This is a genomic window from Rummeliibacillus sp. POC4 (assembly GCF_003576525.1).
Classification (GTDB): domain Bacteria; phylum Bacillota; class Bacilli; order Bacillales_A; family Planococcaceae; genus Rummeliibacillus.
This window is the reverse complement of record NZ_QWUA01000068.1, coordinates 1-21,761: the sequence shown is the minus strand read 5'-3', so window position 1 is coordinate 21,761 and position 21,761 is coordinate 1. Positions and strand designations below refer to the sequence as shown.

The 21,761-nt window shown below is 32.7% G+C and carries 16 protein-coding genes, 3 tRNA genes, 3 pseudogenes and 1 riboswitch; of the genes and pseudogenes, 15 read left to right on the top strand and 7 right to left on the bottom strand.

Annotated elements, in window-relative coordinates:
* Positions 1–227 precede the first annotated feature (227 nt).
* A riboswitch (SAM riboswitch) is annotated at positions 228–333 on the top strand.
* A gap of 231 nt (positions 334–564) precedes the next feature.
* Positions 565–1,473 (top strand): homoserine O-acetyltransferase MetA, encoded by a 909-nt coding sequence (gene metA, locus D1606_RS15240; RefSeq protein ID WP_119416872.1) that lies wholly within the window; start codon positions 565–567, stop codon positions 1,471–1,473.
* 101 nt (positions 1,474–1,574) lie between these two features.
* A complete protein-coding gene (locus D1606_RS15235) occupies positions 1,575–3,650 on the top strand; it encodes an elongation factor G (RefSeq protein WP_119416871.1) in 2,076 nt (691 codons plus the stop codon).
* Between the two features lie 48 nt (positions 3,651–3,698).
* Here D1606_RS15235 and D1606_RS15230 read toward each other — a convergent pair whose 3' ends face one another.
* Positions 3,699–3,959 carry a hypothetical protein gene (locus tag D1606_RS15230; RefSeq protein WP_119416870.1) on the bottom strand — a complete coding sequence of 87 codons (261 nt, stop codon included), beginning with the start codon at positions 3,957–3,959 and terminating at the stop codon, positions 3,699–3,701.
* 89 nt (positions 3,960–4,048) lie between these two features.
* Here D1606_RS15230 and D1606_RS15225 point away from each other — a divergent pair.
* Positions 4,049–5,554, top strand: a pseudogene (locus D1606_RS15225) (IS1182 family transposase).
* 86 nt (positions 5,555–5,640) lie between these two features.
* On the opposite strand, the gene D1606_RS15220 reads toward D1606_RS15225, so the two are convergent.
* Both D1606_RS15220 and D1606_RS15215 read right to left on the bottom strand, forming a co-directional pair.
* A tRNA-Lys gene (locus tag D1606_RS15220) sits at positions 5,641–5,714 on the bottom strand.
* A gap of 170 nt (positions 5,715–5,884) precedes the next feature.
* Positions 5,885–5,958: transfer RNA gene (locus D1606_RS15215), tRNA-Lys, on the bottom strand.
* A gap of 226 nt (positions 5,959–6,184) precedes the next feature.
* Here D1606_RS15215 and D1606_RS15210 point away from each other — a divergent pair.
* The 7 genes and pseudogenes from D1606_RS15210 (at position 6,185) to D1606_RS15180 (ending at position 12,315) form a co-directional block, all read left to right on the top strand.
* Positions 6,185–8,344 carry a YhgE/Pip family protein gene (locus D1606_RS15210; protein WP_119416869.1) on the top strand — a complete coding sequence of 720 codons (2,160 nt, stop codon included), beginning with the start codon at positions 6,185–6,187 and terminating at the stop codon, positions 8,342–8,344.
* Between the two features lie 317 nt (positions 8,345–8,661).
* Complete coding sequence (locus D1606_RS15205) at positions 8,662–9,297, top strand: alpha/beta hydrolase family protein (protein ID WP_119416868.1); 636 nt, start codon at positions 8,662–8,664, stop codon at positions 9,295–9,297.
* A gap of 20 nt (positions 9,298–9,317) precedes the next feature.
* Positions 9,318–9,875 carry an AAA family ATPase gene (locus D1606_RS15200; RefSeq protein ID WP_119416867.1) on the top strand — a complete coding sequence of 186 codons (558 nt, stop codon included), beginning with the start codon at positions 9,318–9,320 and terminating at the stop codon, positions 9,873–9,875.
* A 63-nt stretch (positions 9,876–9,938) separates the two neighbouring features.
* Positions 9,939–10,433, top strand: coding sequence for a GNAT family N-acetyltransferase (locus tag D1606_RS15195; RefSeq protein ID WP_158582398.1), 495 nt, complete (start codon positions 9,939–9,941; stop codon positions 10,431–10,433).
* A gap of 24 nt (positions 10,434–10,457) precedes the next feature.
* Positions 10,458–10,820 (top strand): annotated as a pseudogene (locus tag D1606_RS15190) (nucleotidyltransferase family protein); the annotation flags it as partial.
* 181 nt (positions 10,821–11,001) lie between these two features.
* The gene (locus D1606_RS15185; protein ID WP_119416864.1) at positions 11,002–12,078 is read left to right on the top strand and encodes a YeeE/YedE family protein; all 1,077 of its coding nucleotides are present in this window, start codon (positions 11,002–11,004) and stop codon (positions 12,076–12,078) included.
* A 12-nt stretch (positions 12,079–12,090) separates the two neighbouring features.
* A complete protein-coding gene (locus D1606_RS15180; protein ID WP_119416863.1) occupies positions 12,091–12,315 on the top strand; it encodes a sulfurtransferase TusA family protein in 225 nt (74 codons plus the stop codon).
* Between the two features lie 497 nt (positions 12,316–12,812).
* Here D1606_RS15180 and D1606_RS15170 read toward each other — a convergent pair.
* Positions 12,813–12,886: transfer RNA gene (locus tag D1606_RS15170), tRNA-Lys, on the bottom strand.
* A gap of 107 nt (positions 12,887–12,993) precedes the next feature.
* On the bottom strand, positions 12,994–14,370 hold the full coding sequence (gene pdxR / locus D1606_RS15165) for a MocR-like pyridoxine biosynthesis transcription factor PdxR (protein WP_119416861.1): 1,377 nt from the start codon (positions 14,368–14,370) through the stop codon (positions 12,994–12,996).
* Positions 14,371–14,651: 281 nt separating this feature from the next.
* Between pdxR and D1606_RS15160 the strand changes: the two genes are divergently transcribed.
* On the top strand, positions 14,652–15,668 hold the full coding sequence (locus tag D1606_RS15160) for a C45 family autoproteolytic acyltransferase/hydrolase (RefSeq protein ID WP_119416860.1): 1,017 nt from the start codon (positions 14,652–14,654) through the stop codon (positions 15,666–15,668).
* A gap of 45 nt (positions 15,669–15,713) precedes the next feature.
* Positions 15,714–16,877 carry an iron-containing alcohol dehydrogenase gene (locus D1606_RS15155; protein WP_119416859.1) on the top strand — a complete coding sequence of 388 codons (1,164 nt, stop codon included), beginning with the start codon at positions 15,714–15,716 and terminating at the stop codon, positions 16,875–16,877.
* Positions 16,878–17,257: 380 nt separating this feature from the next.
* Here the strand turns inward: D1606_RS15155 and cbpA are convergent, their stop codons facing one another.
* Complete coding sequence (gene cbpA / locus D1606_RS15150; protein WP_119416858.1) at positions 17,258–17,914, bottom strand: cyclic di-AMP binding protein CbpA; 657 nt, start codon at positions 17,912–17,914, stop codon at positions 17,258–17,260.
* Between the two features lie 245 nt (positions 17,915–18,159).
* On the opposite strand from cbpA, the pseudogene D1606_RS15145 reads away from it, so the two are divergent.
* Together D1606_RS15145 and D1606_RS15140 are read left to right on the top strand one after the other, a co-directional pair.
* A pseudogene (locus D1606_RS15145) lies at positions 18,160–18,989 on the top strand (VanW family protein).
* 113 nt (positions 18,990–19,102) lie between these two features.
* Positions 19,103–20,074 (top strand): NAD(P)H-dependent flavin oxidoreductase, encoded by a 972-nt coding sequence (locus D1606_RS15140; RefSeq protein WP_119416857.1) that lies wholly within the window; start codon positions 19,103–19,105, stop codon positions 20,072–20,074.
* Between the two features lie 160 nt (positions 20,075–20,234).
* Here the strand turns inward: D1606_RS15140 and D1606_RS15135 are convergent, their stop codons facing one another.
* Entirely contained in the window at positions 20,235–20,930 is a 696-nt protein-coding gene (locus tag D1606_RS15135; protein WP_119416856.1) for a DNA alkylation repair protein, read from the bottom strand.
* A gap of 201 nt (positions 20,931–21,131) precedes the next feature.
* Here D1606_RS15135 and D1606_RS15130 point away from each other — a divergent pair.
* A partial coding sequence (locus tag D1606_RS15130) for a M15 family metallopeptidase (protein ID WP_119416855.1) occupies positions 21,132–21,761 on the top strand: 630 nt, incomplete at its 3' end.

Below are 21,761 nucleotides of genomic sequence, written 5' to 3'. Positions count from 1 at the left end.
ATAAAGAGTCTATTTCAAAATCCTCCTTAGTTTAAAAATGGATACTGATTGTAACCTACATTCATGTGGCTTTTTTTCAATTTTCATACTAAATTCTCCATAATTATCATAAGCTAGGAATAAGTGGTTCTTTTTCTTTAAAGTTTCTTAAGTTTCTGTTTTTCTTGTATTTTCTGAAAAGTTTGCAATATCAGCATTTCCATGTTAGGATTACATTAATTGTATAGATCTTATCAAGAGAAGCTGAGGGAAATGGCCCTATGAAGCTTCAGCAACCTCTGCTCTGCAGAAAGGTGCTAAGTCCTACAAGACAACTGTCTTGGAAGATAAGAAAACTGAGCGGAATTTAAACCTCTTTTCTTATCATAGAAAAGGGGTTTTATTTTTTATCACTCAATTACATTAAGCTAGTTCCTACATCAATTCCACCTATATAACCTAACAAACTAGTGTTAGGTTGAGAGAAGTAATTGTAGGAATTTAAGTTAGTGATTTCAATTGTCAAATTATGAATAATCTTCTCAATCGAAAGTGATTAAAGATATTCAAAAAGGAGAGTTACAAATGCCAATTAATATTCCTAAAGATTTACCTGCTACAGAACTGTTAAAAAAAGAAAAAATATTCGTAATGGATGAAGATCGATCTAGAAGTCAAAATATTCGTCCTTTAAATATAGCTATATTAAATTTGATGCCACAAAAAGAAAAAACAGAATTACAACTTCTTAGACTTTTAGGTAATACACCTTTACAAACAAACGTAACATTTCTAAATACTGCAACACATGAATCAAAAAATGTAAGTAAATCTCATTTAGAAACTTTCTATACTACTTATGAAGAGGTTAAACATCGTCGTTTTGATGGACTGATCATTACTGGTGCCCCAATTGAGCTTATGGAATTTGAAGATGTTGATTTTTGGGAAGAAATAAAGCAAATAATGGATTGGTCAAAAACAAATGTAACATCTGTTTTACATATTTGTTGGGGAGCACAAGCAGCCCTTTATCATCATTTTGGAATTGGAAAATTCCCGTTACCTGAAAAGTGTTCAGGAGTTTTTAACCATACAGTAAAAGATTCAACTGTAAAATTATTAAGAGGGTTTAATGACGTGTTCACAGCACCACATTCACGTAATACTTCGGTTTCATTAGAAGAAGTCGAAGCGCATCCTGAATTATCAGTGTTATCCTCTTCTGATGAAGCTGGCCTTTTTATAGCTATTTCAAAAGATGAAAGATTAATAATGGTAACTGGCCATTTAGAATATGATGCTTGTACATTGAAAGATGAGTATGAAAGAGATGTCGCAAAAGGTTTAGACATCCCTATACCTAAACATTATTTTCCAAATGACGATCCAACGAAGAGGCCTTTGAATGTTTGGCGTTCACATACACATCTACTATTTTCAAATTGGTTAAACTATTATGTATACCAAGAAACACCATATGAATGGGAGTGAACAGACCGTTGTAAGCAAACGAATGCTTGCAACGGTATTTTTTATGAGAGAAAGGATTTGATATACTAATGTTAATGAAATATTAGAAATGAGGAAGTACAATGTTTAAAACAATCGGGGTTTTAGCACATGTCGATGCTGGTAAAACGACATTTTCCGAACAGTTGTTATTTCATACAAATAGTATAAAAACTAGAGGCCACGTAGATCATAAAGACGCTTTTTTGGATTACAATGCGATAGAAAAGGAAAGAGGAATAACTGTTTTTGCGGAACAAGGTAGATTTATAAAAAATGGAGATACTTATACAATTATCGATACGCCTGGACATATAGACTTTTCTCCTGAAATGGAAAGGGCTATAAAAGTAATGGATTATGCAATAGTCATAGTAAGCGCTGTTGATGGAGTAGAAGGCCATACAGAAACAATTTGGCAACTCCTCAAAAAACACGAAATTCCTACTTTTCTATTTATCAATAAAATTGATCAAGAAGCTGCAAATGTTCCTAAAGTACTTAAAGAATTGCAACAAGAATTAGATCAAAATATTCTTCCAATTACTAACTGCTTAACAAATCAAACTCTATCAGAATCAGTTATTGAATTTATCGCTGAACATGATGATGAATTATTAGAAAAATATTTGGAACAAAATATTGATATGCAACTTTTTTTATCAACATTTCGACGCTTGATACAAAATAGAGAAGTATTTCCTTGTGCATATGGTTCCGCCTTAAAAGATATCGGTATAGTAGAATTTTTAGATCAAATTTCTATTTTAACGGAAACAACATATAATATAGAGCGCCCTTTTACTTCAAGAATATTTAAAATTAGACATGATAATAATAGGCAACGAATTACATTTATGAAGGCGTTAACAGGTACATTAAAAGTGCGTGATGAACTGAAGTTTGGAGAGAATACAGAAAAAGTAACAGAAATTCGATTATATAATGGCAACCAATATGAAGTTGTAAAAGAAGTAAAAGCTGGTGAAATATTTGCTGTTACTGGAATTTCTAGTGCTGCTATTGGAGATATAATTGGGGAGGAAGTTACCGATTATGGTCTATCAGTTAATATAATCCCAACATTACAATCGAAAGTAGTAAATGAAGGTAATGAAAATATAAAGGATGTATTAGCTTATTTTCAATTATTGGATGAAGAGGATCCTTCTTTACATGTAATTTGGAATGAGAGATTCCAAGAAATCCATTTACATGTTATGGGGATTATTCAGTTAGAGGTATTAACTGAAGTTGTTAAAAATCGATTTGGTTTACATATATATTTTGAAAAACCTCAAATATTATATAAGGAAACAATAGCATCAAAAGTAATTGGATATGGTCATTTTGAACCTCTAAAACATTACGCTGAGGTGCATCTTCTAATGGAGCCAACTGAAAGAGGAGCAGGTATAATATTTGAAAATGCCTGTCAAGCAGATGACTTATCTGATGGTCACCAAAGATTAGTGAAACAACATATTTTTGAAAAAGAGCACCATGGTTTATTAACTGGTTTTCCTATTACAGATATTAAGTTTACGTTACTGACAGGACGAGCTCATATTAAGCATACAGAAGGTGGCGATTTTAGAGAAGCCACTTTAAGAGCGATTCGACAAGGTCTTGAACAAGTAGAAAATCATTTACTAGAACCATATTATCATTTCAAAATGAAAGCTTCTGCTGAATTTGTTGGGAGAATGATGACGGATATTCAAAAATTGCATGGTGAATTTGAGCCTCCAATAATGACTAAAGAAAAAGTACTGATCAATGGTAAGGGACCTGTATCAACGTTTATGGATTACAACTCAACATTTTCATCTTATACGAATGGAAAAGGTGTATTAAATTTGACGTTTAGTGGCTATGATCAATGCCATAATCCAGATGAAGTAATTGAAATGATTAATTATGATAAGAATAGTGATCCTGAATACACATCTTCAAGTATATTTTGCTCGAAAGGTAAAGGATATACAGTTCCTTGGGCCGAAGCAGAAGTAGCAATGCATTGCTTAAAAAAAAATGATATTGTGTGGGAAGAATCTAATAATTGGCCTTCAAGATTTGAGGAGATAGATGAACTATACAATTTTTTGAGCAACAAATCTAGCACCTCAGTTATTGTCTATGACGAATGTAATAACTGAAATTTATTAATAAGTTTGATCAAGTACGTATATTATTATATTTGCTTATTAGATTACAACGCTGTAATCCAAATAAATAATAAAAAACACAGCATAATTAAAGAGGTCGCTGAAAAAGTCCTTTCTGATTTTTATTGCGAGTATGAGAACCATCCATTTGTTCTCATACTCGCTTTTTTCAGCCGTGGATTTCCGTTCCAGGCAGGCGCTTTCCGCGTGCACGGCTTCAATCTCCTCGTCACTTCGTTCCTGCGGGGCTTTCAGCTCGCGCTGTTCCCGCTGGAGTCGCTGCCTTCCACTCCAATCCACTATGTTCTCCTTCTTTAATAGATTTTTTGTTCAAAAAAGCAACGCCTTTCCTGTATAATTAAATGAAGTAAATGTAGGTGGTATACCTGATGATTTCAAACCAAGAAACCCTTAAATTAAGCCCATTCATGGCAATTTATGATATGGTCGTGCCAAAAGATAATATGCTTCGTCAAATCAACGAACTTGTGGATTGCACATTCATTTTAAAAGAGCTAAAAACAAAATACTGTTTAGACAACGGGCGTAACGCAATACCTCCGATTCGAATGTTTAAGTATTTATTGTTAAAAGCTATTTTTGATGTATCAGATATCAATGTCGTGGAACGTTCCAAATATGATATGTCATTTAAGTATTGCTTAGATATGTCACCAGAAGATCCGGTGATTGATCCAAGTTCACTTACAAAATTCCGCAGACTTCGTCTCAAGGACGTGAGTTTATTAGACATGCTTATAGGGAAAACGGTTGAAATCGCATTAGAAAAGAAAATTATCAAAAGTAAATCGATTATTGTGGATGCCACACATACAAAAGCTCGATATAATCAAAAATCACCAAAGGAATTTTTACAGAAAAAATCAAAAAATGTACGAAAAACAGTCTATCAATTTGACGAATCCATGAAAGAAAAATTCCCAACGAAAACGACTTCTAACGAAGTAAAAGATGAATTAGCTTATTGTAAAGAAGTCATTACAGTCGTCGAAAATGAACCGAAAATTTCCTATATCCCAGCTGTTCAAGAAAAATTAAATGTCTTATAAGAAGTGGTTGAAGACTATGCAGAACAGTTCAATCACTCTGCAGACCCAGATGCACGTATCGGTCATAAAACAGCTGATTCTTCATTTTTTGGTTTCAAAACGCACATTGCGATGAGTGATGAAAGATTGATCTCCGCTGCGATTGTGACAACAGGTGAACAAAGTGATGGAAAATATCTTCAAGAACTCATTGAAAAAAGCAAAGAAACAGGTATGGAAATTGACACGGTGATTGGAGATACAGCTTATTCTGAAAAGGAAAATATTCATTACGCAAAAGAAAACAAAATTCAATTAGTATCAAAGTTGAATCCAGTAATTACAGATGGTATACGACCAAAGGAAAAAGAATTTGAATTTAATAAGGATGCCGATTTATTTATCTGCCCAGCAGGAAATTTAGCTACTCGAAAAGCACGGACAGGCAAGAAAAACCAAGGGAAAAATCAAGTGCTAACTTACTTTTTTGATATCGAAAAATGTAAAGTTTGTCCTCTTCAAGAGGGATGTTATAAAAAAGGAGCGAAGAGTAAAAGTTACTCGGTGATTAAATCAACAGAACATAAGGAGCAAGAAATATTTCAAAATACCGAGGAATTTAAAGAAAAAGCAAAATCTCAATATAAGATTGAAGCAAAGAATAGTGAATTAAAACACAGACACGGGTATGATGTAGCATCATCTGCGGGTCTATTAGGTATGAACATGCAAGGAGCGATGGCTATATTCGCCGTCAATCTCAAACGAATTATGACCATTTTGAAGGAAAAAGAATATAAAAGAATAGAGAAAAAGGCGACTTTCTGTTCAAAATCGAACCGATAGTCGCCTTTTATTTTTGATAACTGTTTAACAAAATAAAAAACGTGAGTTTTTCAGTGGCCTCTAATTAAATGCTGTGTTTTTTATTATGGGCGTAGTGGGGGTCGAACCCACAACCCCCTGATTAAGAGTCAGGTGCGCTAGCCAATTGCGCCATACGCCCGTTTGCTTTATGACATAAATTATCTTAACGCTATATTCTAATAATGTCAAGCGGAAAATTATAGTTTCTTAAAGAGATTAAATACCGAGTAGATCATTCCTTATAAAGATAAAAATAATTCAGAGATAAAAAAGAACCATCACAATATTGTGATGGTTCTTTTAAAATGATGGGCATAGTGGGGGTCGAACCCACAACCCCCTGATTAAGAGTCAGGTGCGCTAGCCAATTGCGCCATATGCCCATTTTGTAACAACAAAATATATTATAATACTATATCGTAATAATGTCAAGGGTATCCATTCATTTTTAATTAATATTGTCGAAATTTGCTTAAAAAATATTTTGTGGAAATAGAGGTTAAAAACAGAATATTTAGAATATATATTATACAGAAATGTATAGCCACAATTGAATGAATGTTCATTCATAATGGTCATTTCTACATTTAAAAAGAATGGGGGATAGAAATGGATGCGTTCAAAGTTTTAGGTAAAGAATTGTCAAAACTTAAAGAAAACAAAGGGGTGTTGTTTTCAGTAATCGGTGTCTTGTTGATACCACTAGTTTATGCAGCAATTTTGTTATCTGCCAAATGGGGACCTTATGATCATCTTGACAATCTTCCAGTTGCATTTGTAAATAATGATGCTGGAGCCGTATCCGATGGCAAAGAAATTAATGCGGGAAATGAACTAGTAGCAGAACTAAAGGAAAGCAAAGCTTTGGGATGGAGCTTTGTAACGATGGAAGAAGCAAAAAAAGGTATGAAAGATCAAAAGTATTATATGATGATTGAAGTACCTGAGGACTTTTCTCAAAAAGTAACGACTGTTTTAGATGAAAATCCTCAAATACCTGAGTTGAGATATGTTCAAAATGAGGGGCTCAACTTCATGGCTGCACAAGTCACAAAAAGTGCTGTAGAAAAAATTCGAGAGCAATTAGGTAACAAAATAACAGCAACATATACTAGTACGATTTTTGCTAAACTTGGTGACATTTCAAATGGATTTACAACGGGTGCAGATGGCTCAAAGAAAATCTCAAAAGGAACAAAGACGCTTTCTGACGGTACTCAAAAACTATTAGACTCATTAAATGAAAAAAATAGTGATATTAAGACACTTGCGGATGGCTCTAGTAAAGCTGCAGCAGGTTCACAACAACTTTTAGTTTCTCTTCAAAATGGACAAGGAAATATTAACAAATTAGCTGCAGGTTCGAAACAAGTAGCAAACGGTATTGGGACTTTAAAGTCAGGTTCACAACAGGTATTAAATGGACTAAAATCAGCTAAAGCTGGTAGTAGCTCTTTGACAAATGGTTTAGAAAAACAATTAAAACCTGGTGTAGCCCAATTAAATGGTGGTATTCAAAAAGTAACAGAAACAACACCTCAATTAGTTTCAGGCTCTCAAAATTTAACCAATGGAATGAAAGCGTTTTTATCCAAACATCCAGAATTAGCCCAAGATATCGAATTTATGACACTTGTTGGTACAAGTGATGCTATTACTAAAGGATTAACACAATTCAATCAACAAATCCAACCATTAAAAACAGGTGCAAATTCTTTAGCGGCTGGCGTAAATCAGTTAGCAGCAGGCTCAAAACAATTAGATTCTGGTCTTAACCAGTTGATTACAGGGCAAACGTCTGCAATTGGGGGGATAAATAAACTACAATCAGGTGCTACTCAGGTGGCAAATGGTAATGCAAGTTTATCTTCTAATTGGGCGAAACTCTCATCATCTGTTGCAACATTAAATGGAGGTTTAAAACAAATTAGTGTTGGTAATCAACAGGTATCTACAGGATGGGGGACAATCACAACTGGTGTAAACAGTTTGAATAAAGGAGCTACTAAACTTCAATCTGGAAGTCAAGAATTAACAGACGGACTATCAGATGGAGCGAAACAAGTGAGCAGTATTAAAGCAACTGATAATACAATTGCAATGTTCTCAAATCCAGTGAGTTTAAAGGGAGAAAAAGAAAATGCATATGAATACTACCGTGATTCAACAGCACCTTATATTCTTTCTTTAGCGCTATTTGTCGGTTTACTTGTTTTAACATTTGTAACCGATTTCAAACGCCCAGCAATTTTACCTGGTTCTGGATTAAGTTGGTTTGTAAGCAAATGGCTAAAATTAGGTATTTTAGCAGTTGCCCAAGGTGTCTTAGTATCATTATTTGCCTTGTTGTTCTTAAAACTTCAAGTAGCAAGTGCGGGTCAATTTATACTATTTAGTATTTTTGTCAGTGTAACATTTATGACAATTATTTTCTTCTTAGTTTCGATAGCTGGCAATTTTGGACGTTTTGTTGCATTTGCATTTATCGTCCTTCAATTGACGATTACAGGTTCCAACCTACCGATTCCTATGCTTCCAGAGAATTTAAGATCATTAAGTCAATATTTGCCTTTAACGTATTCAAATGAAGGCTTCAAATCAATTATTTCTTTAGGAGATGCTTCATTGTTAGTCCAAAATACGTTAACATTATTAATCTATCTGATTGTTTTCTCAGTTTTAACATTAGCTGTATTATTATTTAGTTATAAATCGCTTTCTAACAAAATGTCTAAAAATGATCCTCAAGCAGAAGAATTTGTTGCTTAATAAAAATATTAATTTTTGGAGAGTATTTCATTTCCAATTAGGATGGTGGAAGCTTGACTCTACCACCGAAGGAGTAAGGTCTTTCCCGTAGGTTTGCTACTTATGGGAAGGACCTTTTCAATTTTATTAAAAGCATCCTTCTTACATTATTTACATTTTTAAAAGAAAGTGTATAATAATTTCTAATATTCAAAACAATTTTAACTAAAGTAATTAAACATTTACTCATATAGAATCTCAAAGAATATTAAATAGCATTTAAAATATTCATAATTTGTGGTTGAAATAGACTCAATACTAAAAAGGGGAGATTTATATTGGAAATTATTGATAAAACTATACAAGTGGAAAATAAACCTTCTATTACGTATACACATTATCAATCGGGATCAGACAAGATGTGCTTTATGTTTTCAGGAACCGGTTATACATATGATTCACCAGCGCTTTATTATGCAACATTGCTATTATTAGAGAAAAAATACGATATCATTCAGATCCATTATTCATCCATCGATGATTTACTTCGTTTGCCTCTAGAAGAAATACCAGAACTAATAATCCAGATGGTGAACCCTGTTATTGAAGAAGTTACATCGAATCATCAGTACTCAGAATATGTATTTATAGGGAAATCTATTGGGACAATGCCAATTGTATTAGAATATATGAACCAAGAACGTTTTAATGATTCTAAATGGATAATACTTACGCCTTCTTTGAAAATAGATAGAATGGCTTACTCTTTGTTAAACAGTAAACAAATTGCTTATATTGCGATTGGTGATGCAGATCCGCATTTTAATTTTGCCGCAATTGAAAAGCTAAAACAAAAGCAATTTCAGTTAGATATATTTCCTAAAGCAAATCATTCTTTAAATATTGATGGAAATGTATCAGCGTCTATTAAAGTAATAGAGAGGATACTGAATAAGATAGACGAATTACTATAAAATAGGAAGGTGGTTGAATCATGAAACTTATTTTGTTATTTGGCCCACAGGCAGTTGGTAAGATGACTGTTGGACAAGAACTAGAGAAAACGACAGATTTGAAATTATTTCATAATCATATGACTATTGATTTACTCGAACCGCTATTTGGTTTTAGTTCAGAAATGTGGCGATTAACGCACCTTTTCAGAGAAGAAGTTTTTAAATCTTTTTCGAAAAGTGACCAATACGGAATGATATTCACTTTTATTTGGGCATTTAATCTACAAGAAGATTGGGATATTACAGAGAATATTTGTAGGATTTTCTCTGAAAATAATGCAGATATATACTTTGTTGAATTGGAAGCAGATATGAATGTTCGACTTGAAAGAAATCGTACACAGAACAGACTTCAACATAAACTGACTAAAAGAAATATTGCTCAATCTGAAGAGCATTTAGTCAATAGTATGAATGACTACAGGATGAACTCAAACGAGGGTGAAATAAAGGAAAAAAATTATATAAAGATTAACAATACAAATTTAACTGCAACACAAGTTGCTCAAATTATAAAGGAAAAATTCGAACTATAAGAATGTAATTTAATTAAACCACATAAAATGGGTTTTATTTCATTGTGATTGGAGGTTAATGAGTTGATCGTCAGACAAGCGGAAGAAAAAGATGCTAAGCAATTTTTGGAACTACTATGTGAAATTGATGCTTCGAATAATATGTTATTTAATCCTGGCGAAAGAAAAACAACTGTTGAACAACAAAGAAAGATAATCCAGGATTTCAAGAATGATCCGCGATCGGCATTTTTGGTTGATGAAAACGAAGGTGACTTAATTGGATACATCGGTTTAGTTGCTGGAAATCTTCAAAGAATATCACATATTGGAAGAATCGTTATTGGCGTTTCAAAAAAAGCAAGAGGCAAGGGAATAGGCACGAAATTATTTGAAGAAGTTTTCAAGTGGATAGAAGGAAAACATTTTTCTAGATTGGAATTGACAGTCATTGAAAGAAATACAGCTGCCATCAATCTTTATGAAAAAGTGGGCTTTATAAAAGAAGGAAAGCGTATTGAGTCTTTAATCATTGATGATAAATTTGTTGATGAATGGTCAATGTATAAAAAAGTGTGATTTTAGCCCCATTTCTACGATGATAGGAATGTATCAGAAAAAGAAGAGAAAAGAATAGAAGAATTGCTTTACAAGATAGCTCCAGAAGAACCTTGGTCTGTAAAAAATCTGGCGAGAATGCATAAGAAAAATCATGTTCAACCGTACAAATCTACTCTTGACGGGAGTGCACACTTTCCAGAAATACCAACAGCAATTGGAATCAGACTCAACAAAGGGGAGCTTGAGATCATAGCTCCTTATGGATTAGCTGCTTTATTTTCTAAAAAGGTAGAACCGACGCCATACTTTAAGCAATCTGAAAGATTATATAATATTTATCTACAGAGATTAAAAACGAAGAATTGGAAACAAAAATGGCCAAGATTACAGATTATAAAGGAATAACGGTCTTTTTTATAATACATTCAAATTACAAGGTTTTAATGCAGTTACTAAAGCATTAGAATCTTTTTTTTATAAAATATTATACTTATTAAGTTAGTATGAATTAACTATTGTAACTCAGATAATGTCATAATATAATAAAAACCAATTAGTTTACTAAGGTAAAGAATGAGGTGAGAAAATGGTTCAAATGGTTATTACAGGTTTACTATGTGGTGCAGCATTGGGATTTGTTTTACAGAGGGGTAGGTTCTGTTTAACAGGTGGATTCCGAGATATGTACTTAACGAAAAATAATCGGATGTTTTATGCATTGTTATTGGCAATTGCGATTCAAAGTGTCGGGGTTTATGCACTTATCCAATTTGGATTGTTACAATATGAAGCTGGTACTTTTTCTTGGGTAGCAATTGTAATAGGATCATTTATCTTTGGTATTGGAATTGTGCTTGCTGGAGGTTGTGCAACTGGTACTTGGTATCGAGCTGCTGAAGGGTTAATAGGAAGCTGGATTGCACTTATATTTTATATGTTAACAAGTGCAATGATGAAGTCTGGTGTCTTACTACCATTAAATGAAAAATTGTCTTCTGTACAAGTACATAATAATTCAATTCCAAAAACTTTTGGAGTGAATGTCTGGGTATTTATTGCAATATTAGTGATTATCGTTGCAGTTATTATGTTCAAAGAAGCTAGAAAACCAAAATTGGTTATTCCGTCACTTAAACCAAAGAAATCAGGAATCGCACATTTACTATTCGAAAGACGTTGGCACCCATATTTCACAGCAAGTATTGTGGGGATTATTGCCATTATTGCTTGGCCATTAAGTGAAGCAACTGGTCGTAATTCCGGACTAGGGATTACAACGCCTTCAGCTAATATTTTGCAATATTTAGTGAGTGGTGATAAGTCTATTCTTAACTGGGGCGTATTCTTAGTATTAGGAATCTTTGTTGGATCGTTTATAGCTGCTAAAGGTAGCAATGAATTCCGTTTACGAGTACCAGAAGTTAAAACAATTGTATCTAGTGTATGTGGTGGTAGTTTAATGGGTTTAGGTGCAAGTTTAGCTGGAGGGTGCACAATTGGTAACGGATTAGTAAGTACTGCAATGATGACATGGCAAGGTTGGATTGCACTAGCTTTTATGATTTTAGGTGCTTGGACAGCTACTTACTTTGTTTTTGTTAGACCTAGAGTTAAAAAACAAGTTGTTGCTAAACAAGCAGTTACACCAGCATCAGCAAATTAGGAGGAATATCAAATGACAAAAGTTTTAGAAACAATGGGGCAAGTATGTCCGTTTCCATTAATTGAAGCGAAAAATGCGATGGAGGAACTTCAATCAGGTGAAGATCTAGTGATTAACTTTGATTGTACGCAAGCAACAGAAAGTATACCAAGATGGGCTGCTGAAGAAGGTCATAAAGTTACAAATTACGAACAACTAAGTGAAGCTTCTTGGACAATTACAGTGCAAAAGAAATAAAGAGGTTATTACTAAATAGCATAGACAATGTCACCTTTTATAGGGACATTGTCTTTTTTTATGGATATAACTAAAAAGGTTGTATCCATTCGAAATAGTTTAGCAAGATAACTATAGAAAAACAACATAATAGAGAAGAAATCACTAATCGATTTTTCATAAGGACTGGGTAAATTCGTTTCCACACTATAGTAACGCCCTGTATTAAAACAAAATAGAAGAATAGTTCTGGAAATGCTAAAAAGATTGTAAAATCACCAATACCCATAATGATTTCTATTAAAATTAATAATCCAAATGTAGATAATTGTAAAGTATAATAGCGTAGATTCAAATTAAGATTATAAAATAGCAATTTTATTCTTTTCATATAAAATCCCCTAATAAATAATTGTTGCTATAATATACGAACGAATTTTGGTTTAGTTTCAAATAATAGGTTTTTATTATAGAGCAAAAGAAAAAGAACATCATTAAATGATGTTCTTTCTTCTTTATGGGCGTAGTGGGGGTCGAACCCACAACCCCCTGATTAAGAGTCAGGTGCGCTAGCCAATTGCGCCATACGCCCGTTTGCCTTACGACATAAATTATCTTAACGCTATATTCTTATAATGTCAAGAGAGGAAGTAGGAAATATGTAGATTTATTTATTCTATTGAATATGGCAAATCTAATTTATGTCCATGATTCTCCTAAAATTTCAATTCCTTTTATGATTTCCTCTTCTGAATTACCGCCAAAACCAATTTGTATTAATGGAAACTTTGGTGTTCGGTTGATAAAAAAGCGCGAAGCAGCGTAAACTTTTACCCCGTTTTCTGCAGCTTTTTGAATCAATTGTTGTTCAGTATAACCATTCTTCACACGTAATAGCACATACAAACCAGATTCTTTTCCTACGATGTCAATTTCATTCTCAAAGGATTTTTCAATAGCTGCTATTAACGTTTCCATTTTACTTTTATATATGGATCTCATTTTGCGTAAATGTGAATCCCAATATCCATCCTCCATAAAAATTGCCATTGCTCTTTGATGAATAGCAGATGCAGACTGACCAATATGTGAAAAGGCCTGATGATATTTCTTTAGTAATTTTGGAGGAAGTATCATATAGCTTATTCGTAAAGTTGGTAGAAATGATTCTGTAAAACTTCCTAGATAAATTACACGATTTAAATCTTGAGAAGCTAGTGCAGGAATTGGTTGTTCTGTATAACGAAATTCGCTATCATAATCATCTTCAATAATGTAACTATTTGTATTGTATGCCCAATCGATTAATCTTTGACGTTCATAAATGGGCATTGTTACGCCTGTTGGAAACTGATGTGATGGTGTAGTGTGAAAAATATGTTGTTTCCCTTTAGGAAGTTGTTTTAAAAGTTTACCATCCATTGTAAATGGTATGGGTAAAACATCAAAATTAAATAATGGATTAAATATACGAGTAGGTTCAAAACCAGGGTCTTCACATATAATTGTTTGTACATCATTTTTTAATAACAAACCAACTTTTATTAACAACTCTTGTTTAGTACTGCCTATTATGATTGCATGAGCGTTTGTATTAATTTTTCTTGATTTAAGCAAATAAAAGGAAAGTTGCTGTCTTAAAAATGGATCACCTTGGTAATGATCTTTTGAAAATATGAATGGTTGTTCCATTGCTAAGTTCGTACATTGTCGCCATTTTACTATAGGAAAGGATTCTTGATCTACAGCCGTTGGTTGGAACTTTATTTTATAAGATGGTATTTGTTTACGTACAAAAGTATAGGTATCTCGTTTCCAACGATTTTGATTATTCTTTATAGGGTTTACAAAATATCCTTTATTCACCTCATGTCTTAAATAACCTTCAGCAGTTAATTGATTTAATGCAGATACAACTGTACCACGACTGACATTCAGTTCATTTGTTATTTGGCTTATGAAAGGTAACTTTTCATTTGAATTTAAAGATTTATGAAGGATTAAATCTTTGAAGTGAGTATAAATTTGTTGGTATTTTGGTATACCTTCATTAAAATGCAATTTTAAAAAATTCATAAGTACACCCACCCTTTCTTTATGGAATAAAGACTCTAAGTTTAGAAGATTTGTATTCTCAAAAAATTAAAAAATATATTTCTTCCATTATACACTAAAATAATGGTTGATTTTACATACTAAGTAATTTAAGGAATTAAATAAAAGATTTTAGCTTTACACAAAACGACATTTTTACAATTAGATTATTAGATACATTTGTCATATTAAACAGATGACAACTATAAATTAATCTGGGTATCCAATTTCTTTATTATTATCATTGAATAGGGGGATATGTGATGAAACTTGAAGTGGAAATTTTGCAAATTAGAGATAGTTCATATCAAATTGGTTATCAAACGGGAGAAAGTATTCGGAATAAGGCAATTGTTAACACCTTTGGATTAATCACTAAATCTAAAATTGACATTCATAATATGAAAAGTATTTATAATACATTTGCTCCATATTTAATAGAAGAATTGGAGGGAATCGCAGCTAGCCTCCATATACCATTTAGTAAAGCAGCTTGTTTGTTTAGTGGATATGATGTGCCAAAGACGGAGGCAATGGGTTGTTCAGCTGTAATGACGAAGGATTATTATGTTAGAAATTATGATTTTGGACCTGAACTTTATGATGGTATTTTCAGTATGGTACAACCAGAGAATACTTTTGCATCAGCGGGCTATAATTTACAAGCAATCGGGAGACATGATGGGGTCAATGAATACGGATTGACGATTGGTTTGCATTTTGTAAGTAATATTGATTATTCAGTAGGGTTATCACCATGGATCTCAATTAGAATGATACTAGATACATGTAAAACGACTGATGATGCTATTCAATTGCTGAAGGAAATTCCACACTCAGCTTGTTATAATTTCTCTATTGGTGATAATCATGGTAATATAGCAGTTGTCGAAGCAACCCCTTCAAATGTGTTTGTAAGGCAAGATGATGAACTATTATCATGTGTTAATCATTTTCAAATTGATGAGCTTAAAAGAAAAAACAGACAATTTAGTGAAGAAAGTTCCCTTAAACGGAATAAATATCTTCAAAAATTCAAGGATAATAAACCTTCTTATCATGAAATGTTCAATCATTTTTCCGATGAACAATCACCTTTGTTTTTTAACCATTATAAAGAGCTTTTTGGGACGTTACATACGTTTGCATATTCCTATGAAGAACAAACGATTTTAACGTCAGTAGCAAGAAGCAATAAAGCAATGGAGATTAATTTTAAAAAATGGTTGAACGGAAAAAATATAAAAGATAAAATTTTATATGGAATCATAGAATATTAGCAAAAAATTCTATTAAATCTACAATTTATAAATGGAGGTCAACAAATGGAGAATTTTATATACAGAAATCCAACTAAACTTATTTTCGGAAAGGGACAAATTGAAGCCCTTAAAACGGAAATTCCTAAATACGGAAGTAAAGTGCTACTTGTCTATGGCGGAGGTAGTATAAAAAATAATGGATTGTACGAAAAAGTCATGACAATACTTGAAGAAATCAATGTAGAAGTATTCGAATTATCTGGAGTAGAACCTAATCCACGACTAACTACAGCAGAAAAGGGAATTGAAATTTGTAAGACTGAACAAATTGATTTTATATTAGCTGTAGGTGGAGGTAGCGTAATCGATTGTACGAAGCTTATTGCTGCTGGTTCAAAATACGACGGCGAAGCATGGGATTTAGTTATAAAAAAAGCATTCGCAAAAGAAGCTCTACCTTTTGGTACGATCCTAACAATTGCAGCTACGGGGTCTGAAATGAATTCTGGTTCTGTTATTACAAATTGGGAAACAAACGAAAAACATGGTTGGGGAAGTAGCGTAACATTTCCACAATTTTCAATACTAGACCCAGTTAATACGTTTACAGTACCTAAAAATCAAACAATTTATGGGATTGTCGATATGATGTCACATGTATTGGAACATTATTTCCACCTAGTAGAAAATACGCAATTCCAAGACCGTATGTGTGAGTCGTTACTCATTACAATCATGGAAACTGCCCCAAAACTTCTTCAAGACTTAGAGAATTACGAATATCGAGCTACTATTTTGTATTGTGGAACGATGGCTTTAAACGGAATACTAAATATGGGATATGCCGGTGACTGGGGATCACACAACATAGAACATGCAGTTTCTGCAATCTATGATATTCCTCATGGTGGTGGTTTAGCTATATTATTCCCACATTGGATGGAGTATAATTTGCATATAAAACCAGCTCGTTTTAAACAATTAGCTGAAAGAGTATTTAACGTAAATGCCGAAGGGAAAAGTGATGAAGAAGTTGGCCTAGAAGGTATTCGCAAATTACGTGAATTCTGGAATAGTATTGGAGCACCATCACGTTTATCTGATTATAAAATTGATGACAGTAAATTAGAACTTATGACTGATAAAGCAACGATCAATGGTGAATTTGGTAGATTTGCAAGACTGAACAAAGAAGATGTGATGGCAATTTATCGTGCTTCATTATAGTTTTATCTAATTTAAATAGCTAGATGAAGCAGAAGTGGAAAGGTAACTACAATGAATGTTTATGCATTTAAGAAATGTTAGTGCAATATTCATTCATGTAGTTACCTTTTTCCTTATTTATGTGGATGATTCAATGCGGACAATTGCTATGGGGAAAAGTAAGTTCGATTCTCACATTTCCAAAAAACTTTACTAAATTAGAACTTCTTTTCACTAAGTGCTCCAAAGTTTAGGATAAGCACTTATGAGGTTAAAGAAGAAACGGTAGCCAAGTCGTGGAAAGTACTGTCAGCAGTGAATTTTAGAATCTGTATTTATAGATAATATATTTTAGTAGGGAAAATTTATTCAAGAAAAATTATAAAACTATAATATAACATCTACTGTTCGCTTTTATTAAACTCTTCTTCATTAAAAACTTCTACGTCAACAAGACGAGCGCCTACTTTATGAAGGATACTTTCAATTTCCTTCACTGTTTTTTTATTTGCACCTTTATCTAAAGTAATGATTACCCTTCTTAGATACCAGTCCTCGTCGTCTATAGAGAAAACACATTGTACCGGACATTTTTTTCTTATTAGTAATAGTGTTTTTGCTAGAATCCCTTCAGCAACAGGAACCGCTATTGTTAATGCGCAACTCCCAGTCTTATAACCCCAAGCTTCTTCTAATAGCTCAAATACTTTAGAATGTGTCATGATACCATGAAAATTCCCAAATTCATCAGTTACCGCAAGAAAAGGAAGTTGTTTAATCTTTAAGAAAACCTTATAAAAAGAACTAGTCATCTCAATTGTTCCATCTTGATCCTTTGCTAATTCTGAAATTGGTACATCTTTTTCTCCATACTTTTTCTGGAATTCGAGAATATCAACTTTATATGCATTCCCTATAAATTTCTCGCTCTTTTTGTCTAATATTGGGATGCAACGATAACCAGACGCATCAAGTTTTTCTAAAACAGTTGATGCAAGATCTGTTTCCTTACAAAATGTAACTTCACTTTTTTTCACATATCTTTGTTTGACAATCATGATGATCCCCCTCATCTTTCAATAATTAAAAATACATACAGGCTAAAGTATGTATACCATTGTTATTATATTCAGGAATTACGATAAAAAATAACATAATAATAGGTTAAAAAAGAACTAATTTTTGTTGTGAATATTTCAAATAATTTATACGAATATTTGAAATACTTCGATATAGTAAAATTTGTTAGAATGAGAGGATTAACGTTTTAAACAGAGAATTAAATGGAAAGGGAGATGAAAATATGGAATCGTTTAAACCGATTAAGAGAAGTAGAGCCCGTATTTATGTGGGAACTAAATATTATCGAATAAAAAGATATAGCGAATGGTGGTTTGGTTCTCAAAAATATGTCACTAGAAAAAGTAAAGAAAATCCACTACAAAATGTAATTTTTTCACATAAAACCTTATTGTTACGAAAACTTAAAGATGTAGATATGTGGTTACAGCATAATAAGGTTAAAAATTTGAAAATCGCAACAGAAAAACTAAATCAAATCGTTATTCGTCCTGGTGAAACCTTTTCCTATTGGAAACTACTCGGAAATACAACAAAAAGAAAAGGGTATGTAGATGGGATGGTGTTACATTATGGAAAAGTTCAATTAGGTGTTGGAGGTGGCCTCTGTCAACTATCAAATTTAATCTATTGGATAACTTTACATACTCCATTAACAATAACAGAAAGACATCGACATAGTTATGATGTTTTTCCAGATTCTAATAGAACCCAACCTTTTGGAAGCGGTGCTACATGTGCTTTTAACTATCTCGATTTGCAAATAACAAATGAAACATCTAATATATACCAACTAGTTGTATATTTAACTGATACACATCTTGTAGGGGAATGGCGTTCAGAAACTCCAGCAATTCGTACTTATAAAGTGTTCGAAAAAGAACATAAGATTACGCTTGAAAATGGGGAGGGTATATGAGGCACAATCGAATACATCGTAAAGTATATAATATGAACAAAGAACAAATTGATGACGAGTTTATAACAGAAAATCATGCGATTATCATGTATAACCCATTATTGGGGGATATTAAAATGTCAGAATATAAATAATGAACTAAAGGAAGACGTATTCAATGTATTTTGTATAAATATAGTTAATGGTGTACAAAAAAATCTGTTTTATGTAATATTATTCTAGATTCATTATTTAGGAGGATGAGAGGATGGAAAATGTTAAAAAGCAGTTAGAGGCATTAGATTTGCCGGTTATTGCAGCACCTATGTTTTTAGTATCTGGTATTGAACTTGTAGTAGAAGGTTGTAAATCAGGGGTGGTTACGACTTTTCCTTTATTAAACGCTAGAACAAGTGAAGAGTTAGAGCAATGGATACAAGAAATTATAGCACAATTAGCGGAAGCAAAGGAATCAAATTCAAAAGTTGCTCCATGGGGTGTCAATCTGGTCGTTCATAGATCAAACGATCGTTACGATGCTGATGTCGAACTTATCAAGAAATATCAGCCTCCAATTGTAATTACATCATTAGGAAAACCTACTGATATCGCGAAAGTTGTACATGAATATGGTGGATTGGTATTTTCTGATGTTATTAGTATCAAACATGCAAAAAAAGCTGCTGAAGCGGAGATTGATGGTTTAATCCTTGTATGTAATGGTGCCGGAGGACATGGTGGAACTTTAAATCCAATGGCTTTTGTACATGAAGTAAAACAATTTTTTGACGGGCTTATTATTTTATCAGGTTCTATATCACATGGACAAGATATTTTGGCTGCACAAGTAATAGGTGCAGATCTTGCCTATATGGGCACACGCTTTATCGCAACTGAGGAATCAATTGCAAGTCAAGCATATAAAGAGATGCTACTTGAAGCCCAAGCGGCAGATATCATTTACACAGATAAAATTAGCGGCGTTAATGCAAACTTTATCGTTCAAAGTGTACTAAACGCTGGACTTAACCCAAATAGTTTGGAAAAACCGAAAGAGCTTGAAATTGTACACAAAGCGGATGGAGCCAAAGCTTGGAAAGATATTTGGAGTGCAGGGCATGGTGTCGGAGGTATAAATGAGATCTTACCTGTATCAAAGCTAGTGGAAAAGTTAAACGCAGAGTATCAAGACAGTATTCAAAAAGTCATAACAAAACAACAGAAGAAAGTTAGTTTATAAATATACTTTGACTGAAATGCTTGATAGAACAAATAGGAAAAGAGGCATTCCAAACGTACCGGGATGCCTCTTTTCCTATTTGAGATTTTACGATGGTGCTAGTATTAAAAATCATAATCATAAAGGGTATATCTAAAAAACGCTTTTTTGAATTAATTTCTTACTTTCTTTTCATAACTTTCATTTTTTCTTTCATATCTGCATTAGTTTGATTGGATTCAATAATTTTTTGTAGAGCTTTATTGTAAGTAAAACGAATTTGTGTGCTTGTTTGTAAATATTCTTCTGTTAAAATTGGATACTTGATATAACAAATGGAGATTGCCCACGCAACAGCCATTTGTGTATAAAACTTACCATTTTGAATCGAGTCCAGTACCTTTAAAGTCTGTTGAATATAATGTTCATCAACAAAATAGTTCAATAACATTACTGCTGCAAATCTAGCCTCATATTCATTTTTTGAAGAGGCATACGGAAGTAAAAATTCCCATACTTCATTTTGATGATTTTTTGTACATTTTAAGCCACTACAGAAACTATCACATACTGACCAGTTATCAATACTGGGTATGAATTGTTTTATATATTTTAATTGCTCATCAAAATCCAACTTTGCATAACCAATGACCATTCCTCTTAGCATTTTCTCCTCAAAAAATAGATCCTGACTTAAATTTGAATTTAAGTATGTATGAGCGTCCCTTTTCGCGATTTCTTTCGCTATATTACGAATAGAAGGAATTCGCACTCCAATTATTGTTTCCTTATCTACTGTAGGCAGTAACTTCGCGTTAAAATCCCGATAATTTAAATCTTGCAGTTCAATCAAACGTTTTCGTATATTTTGCTGCATCTGATCACTCTTTTCTTTAAATTAGTTCTTTCTTTAAGTTTAACCGATATTCCCAATACTGTATAACTCAATAAAATTGATATTATATAAACCTCGATAGTCTATATATTTCAATAAATTTTAGGCAATAAGGCATTAAATGCATTTCTAAGAATGAAACAAATCTACTTATTCATACTATGAGTGAGGTGAACATCAAAAATGACAGACAAGTATCAACAACATATTATTTTCGGTTTCATCATTGTTTTTATTATTGTTGTCATCATCAGTATTAACGTCATTCCAAAAATACAGAAAGAAAGACCATATATTTACCACGGCAAAGATGCACCAATACCAACAGAACTAAATCCTATTGTCAATGAAAGAAAAGATACTTTAATCCAAAAAGCTGCAAATAATAATATTTCTGTTGTTATTACCGAAGGGATTCGATCATTTAAAAAACAAGATGAGCTATATCAACAAGGAAGAACTACAAAAGGAAATATAGTAACGAATACAAAAGCGGGTGAATCTTATCATAACTATGGTTTAGCGTTTGATTATGCCTTATTAGATTCAAAAGGAAATATTATTTGGGATACTTCTTATGATGGCAATGGAAATGGAAAGTCTGATTGGTTCGAAGTTGCAGAAATCGGTAAGAAACTGGGATTTGATTGGGGAGGTGATTGGATAAGTTTTAAAGATTATCCACATCTACAAATGACATTTGGTATAAGTATTGAAATGCTAAAAAAAGGATATCATATAAATGATAAAGTTGTAAAAAGTAATTCAACTCATTATAACAGCGTACAATTCTTCTCCTACAGCGAAGGGAGT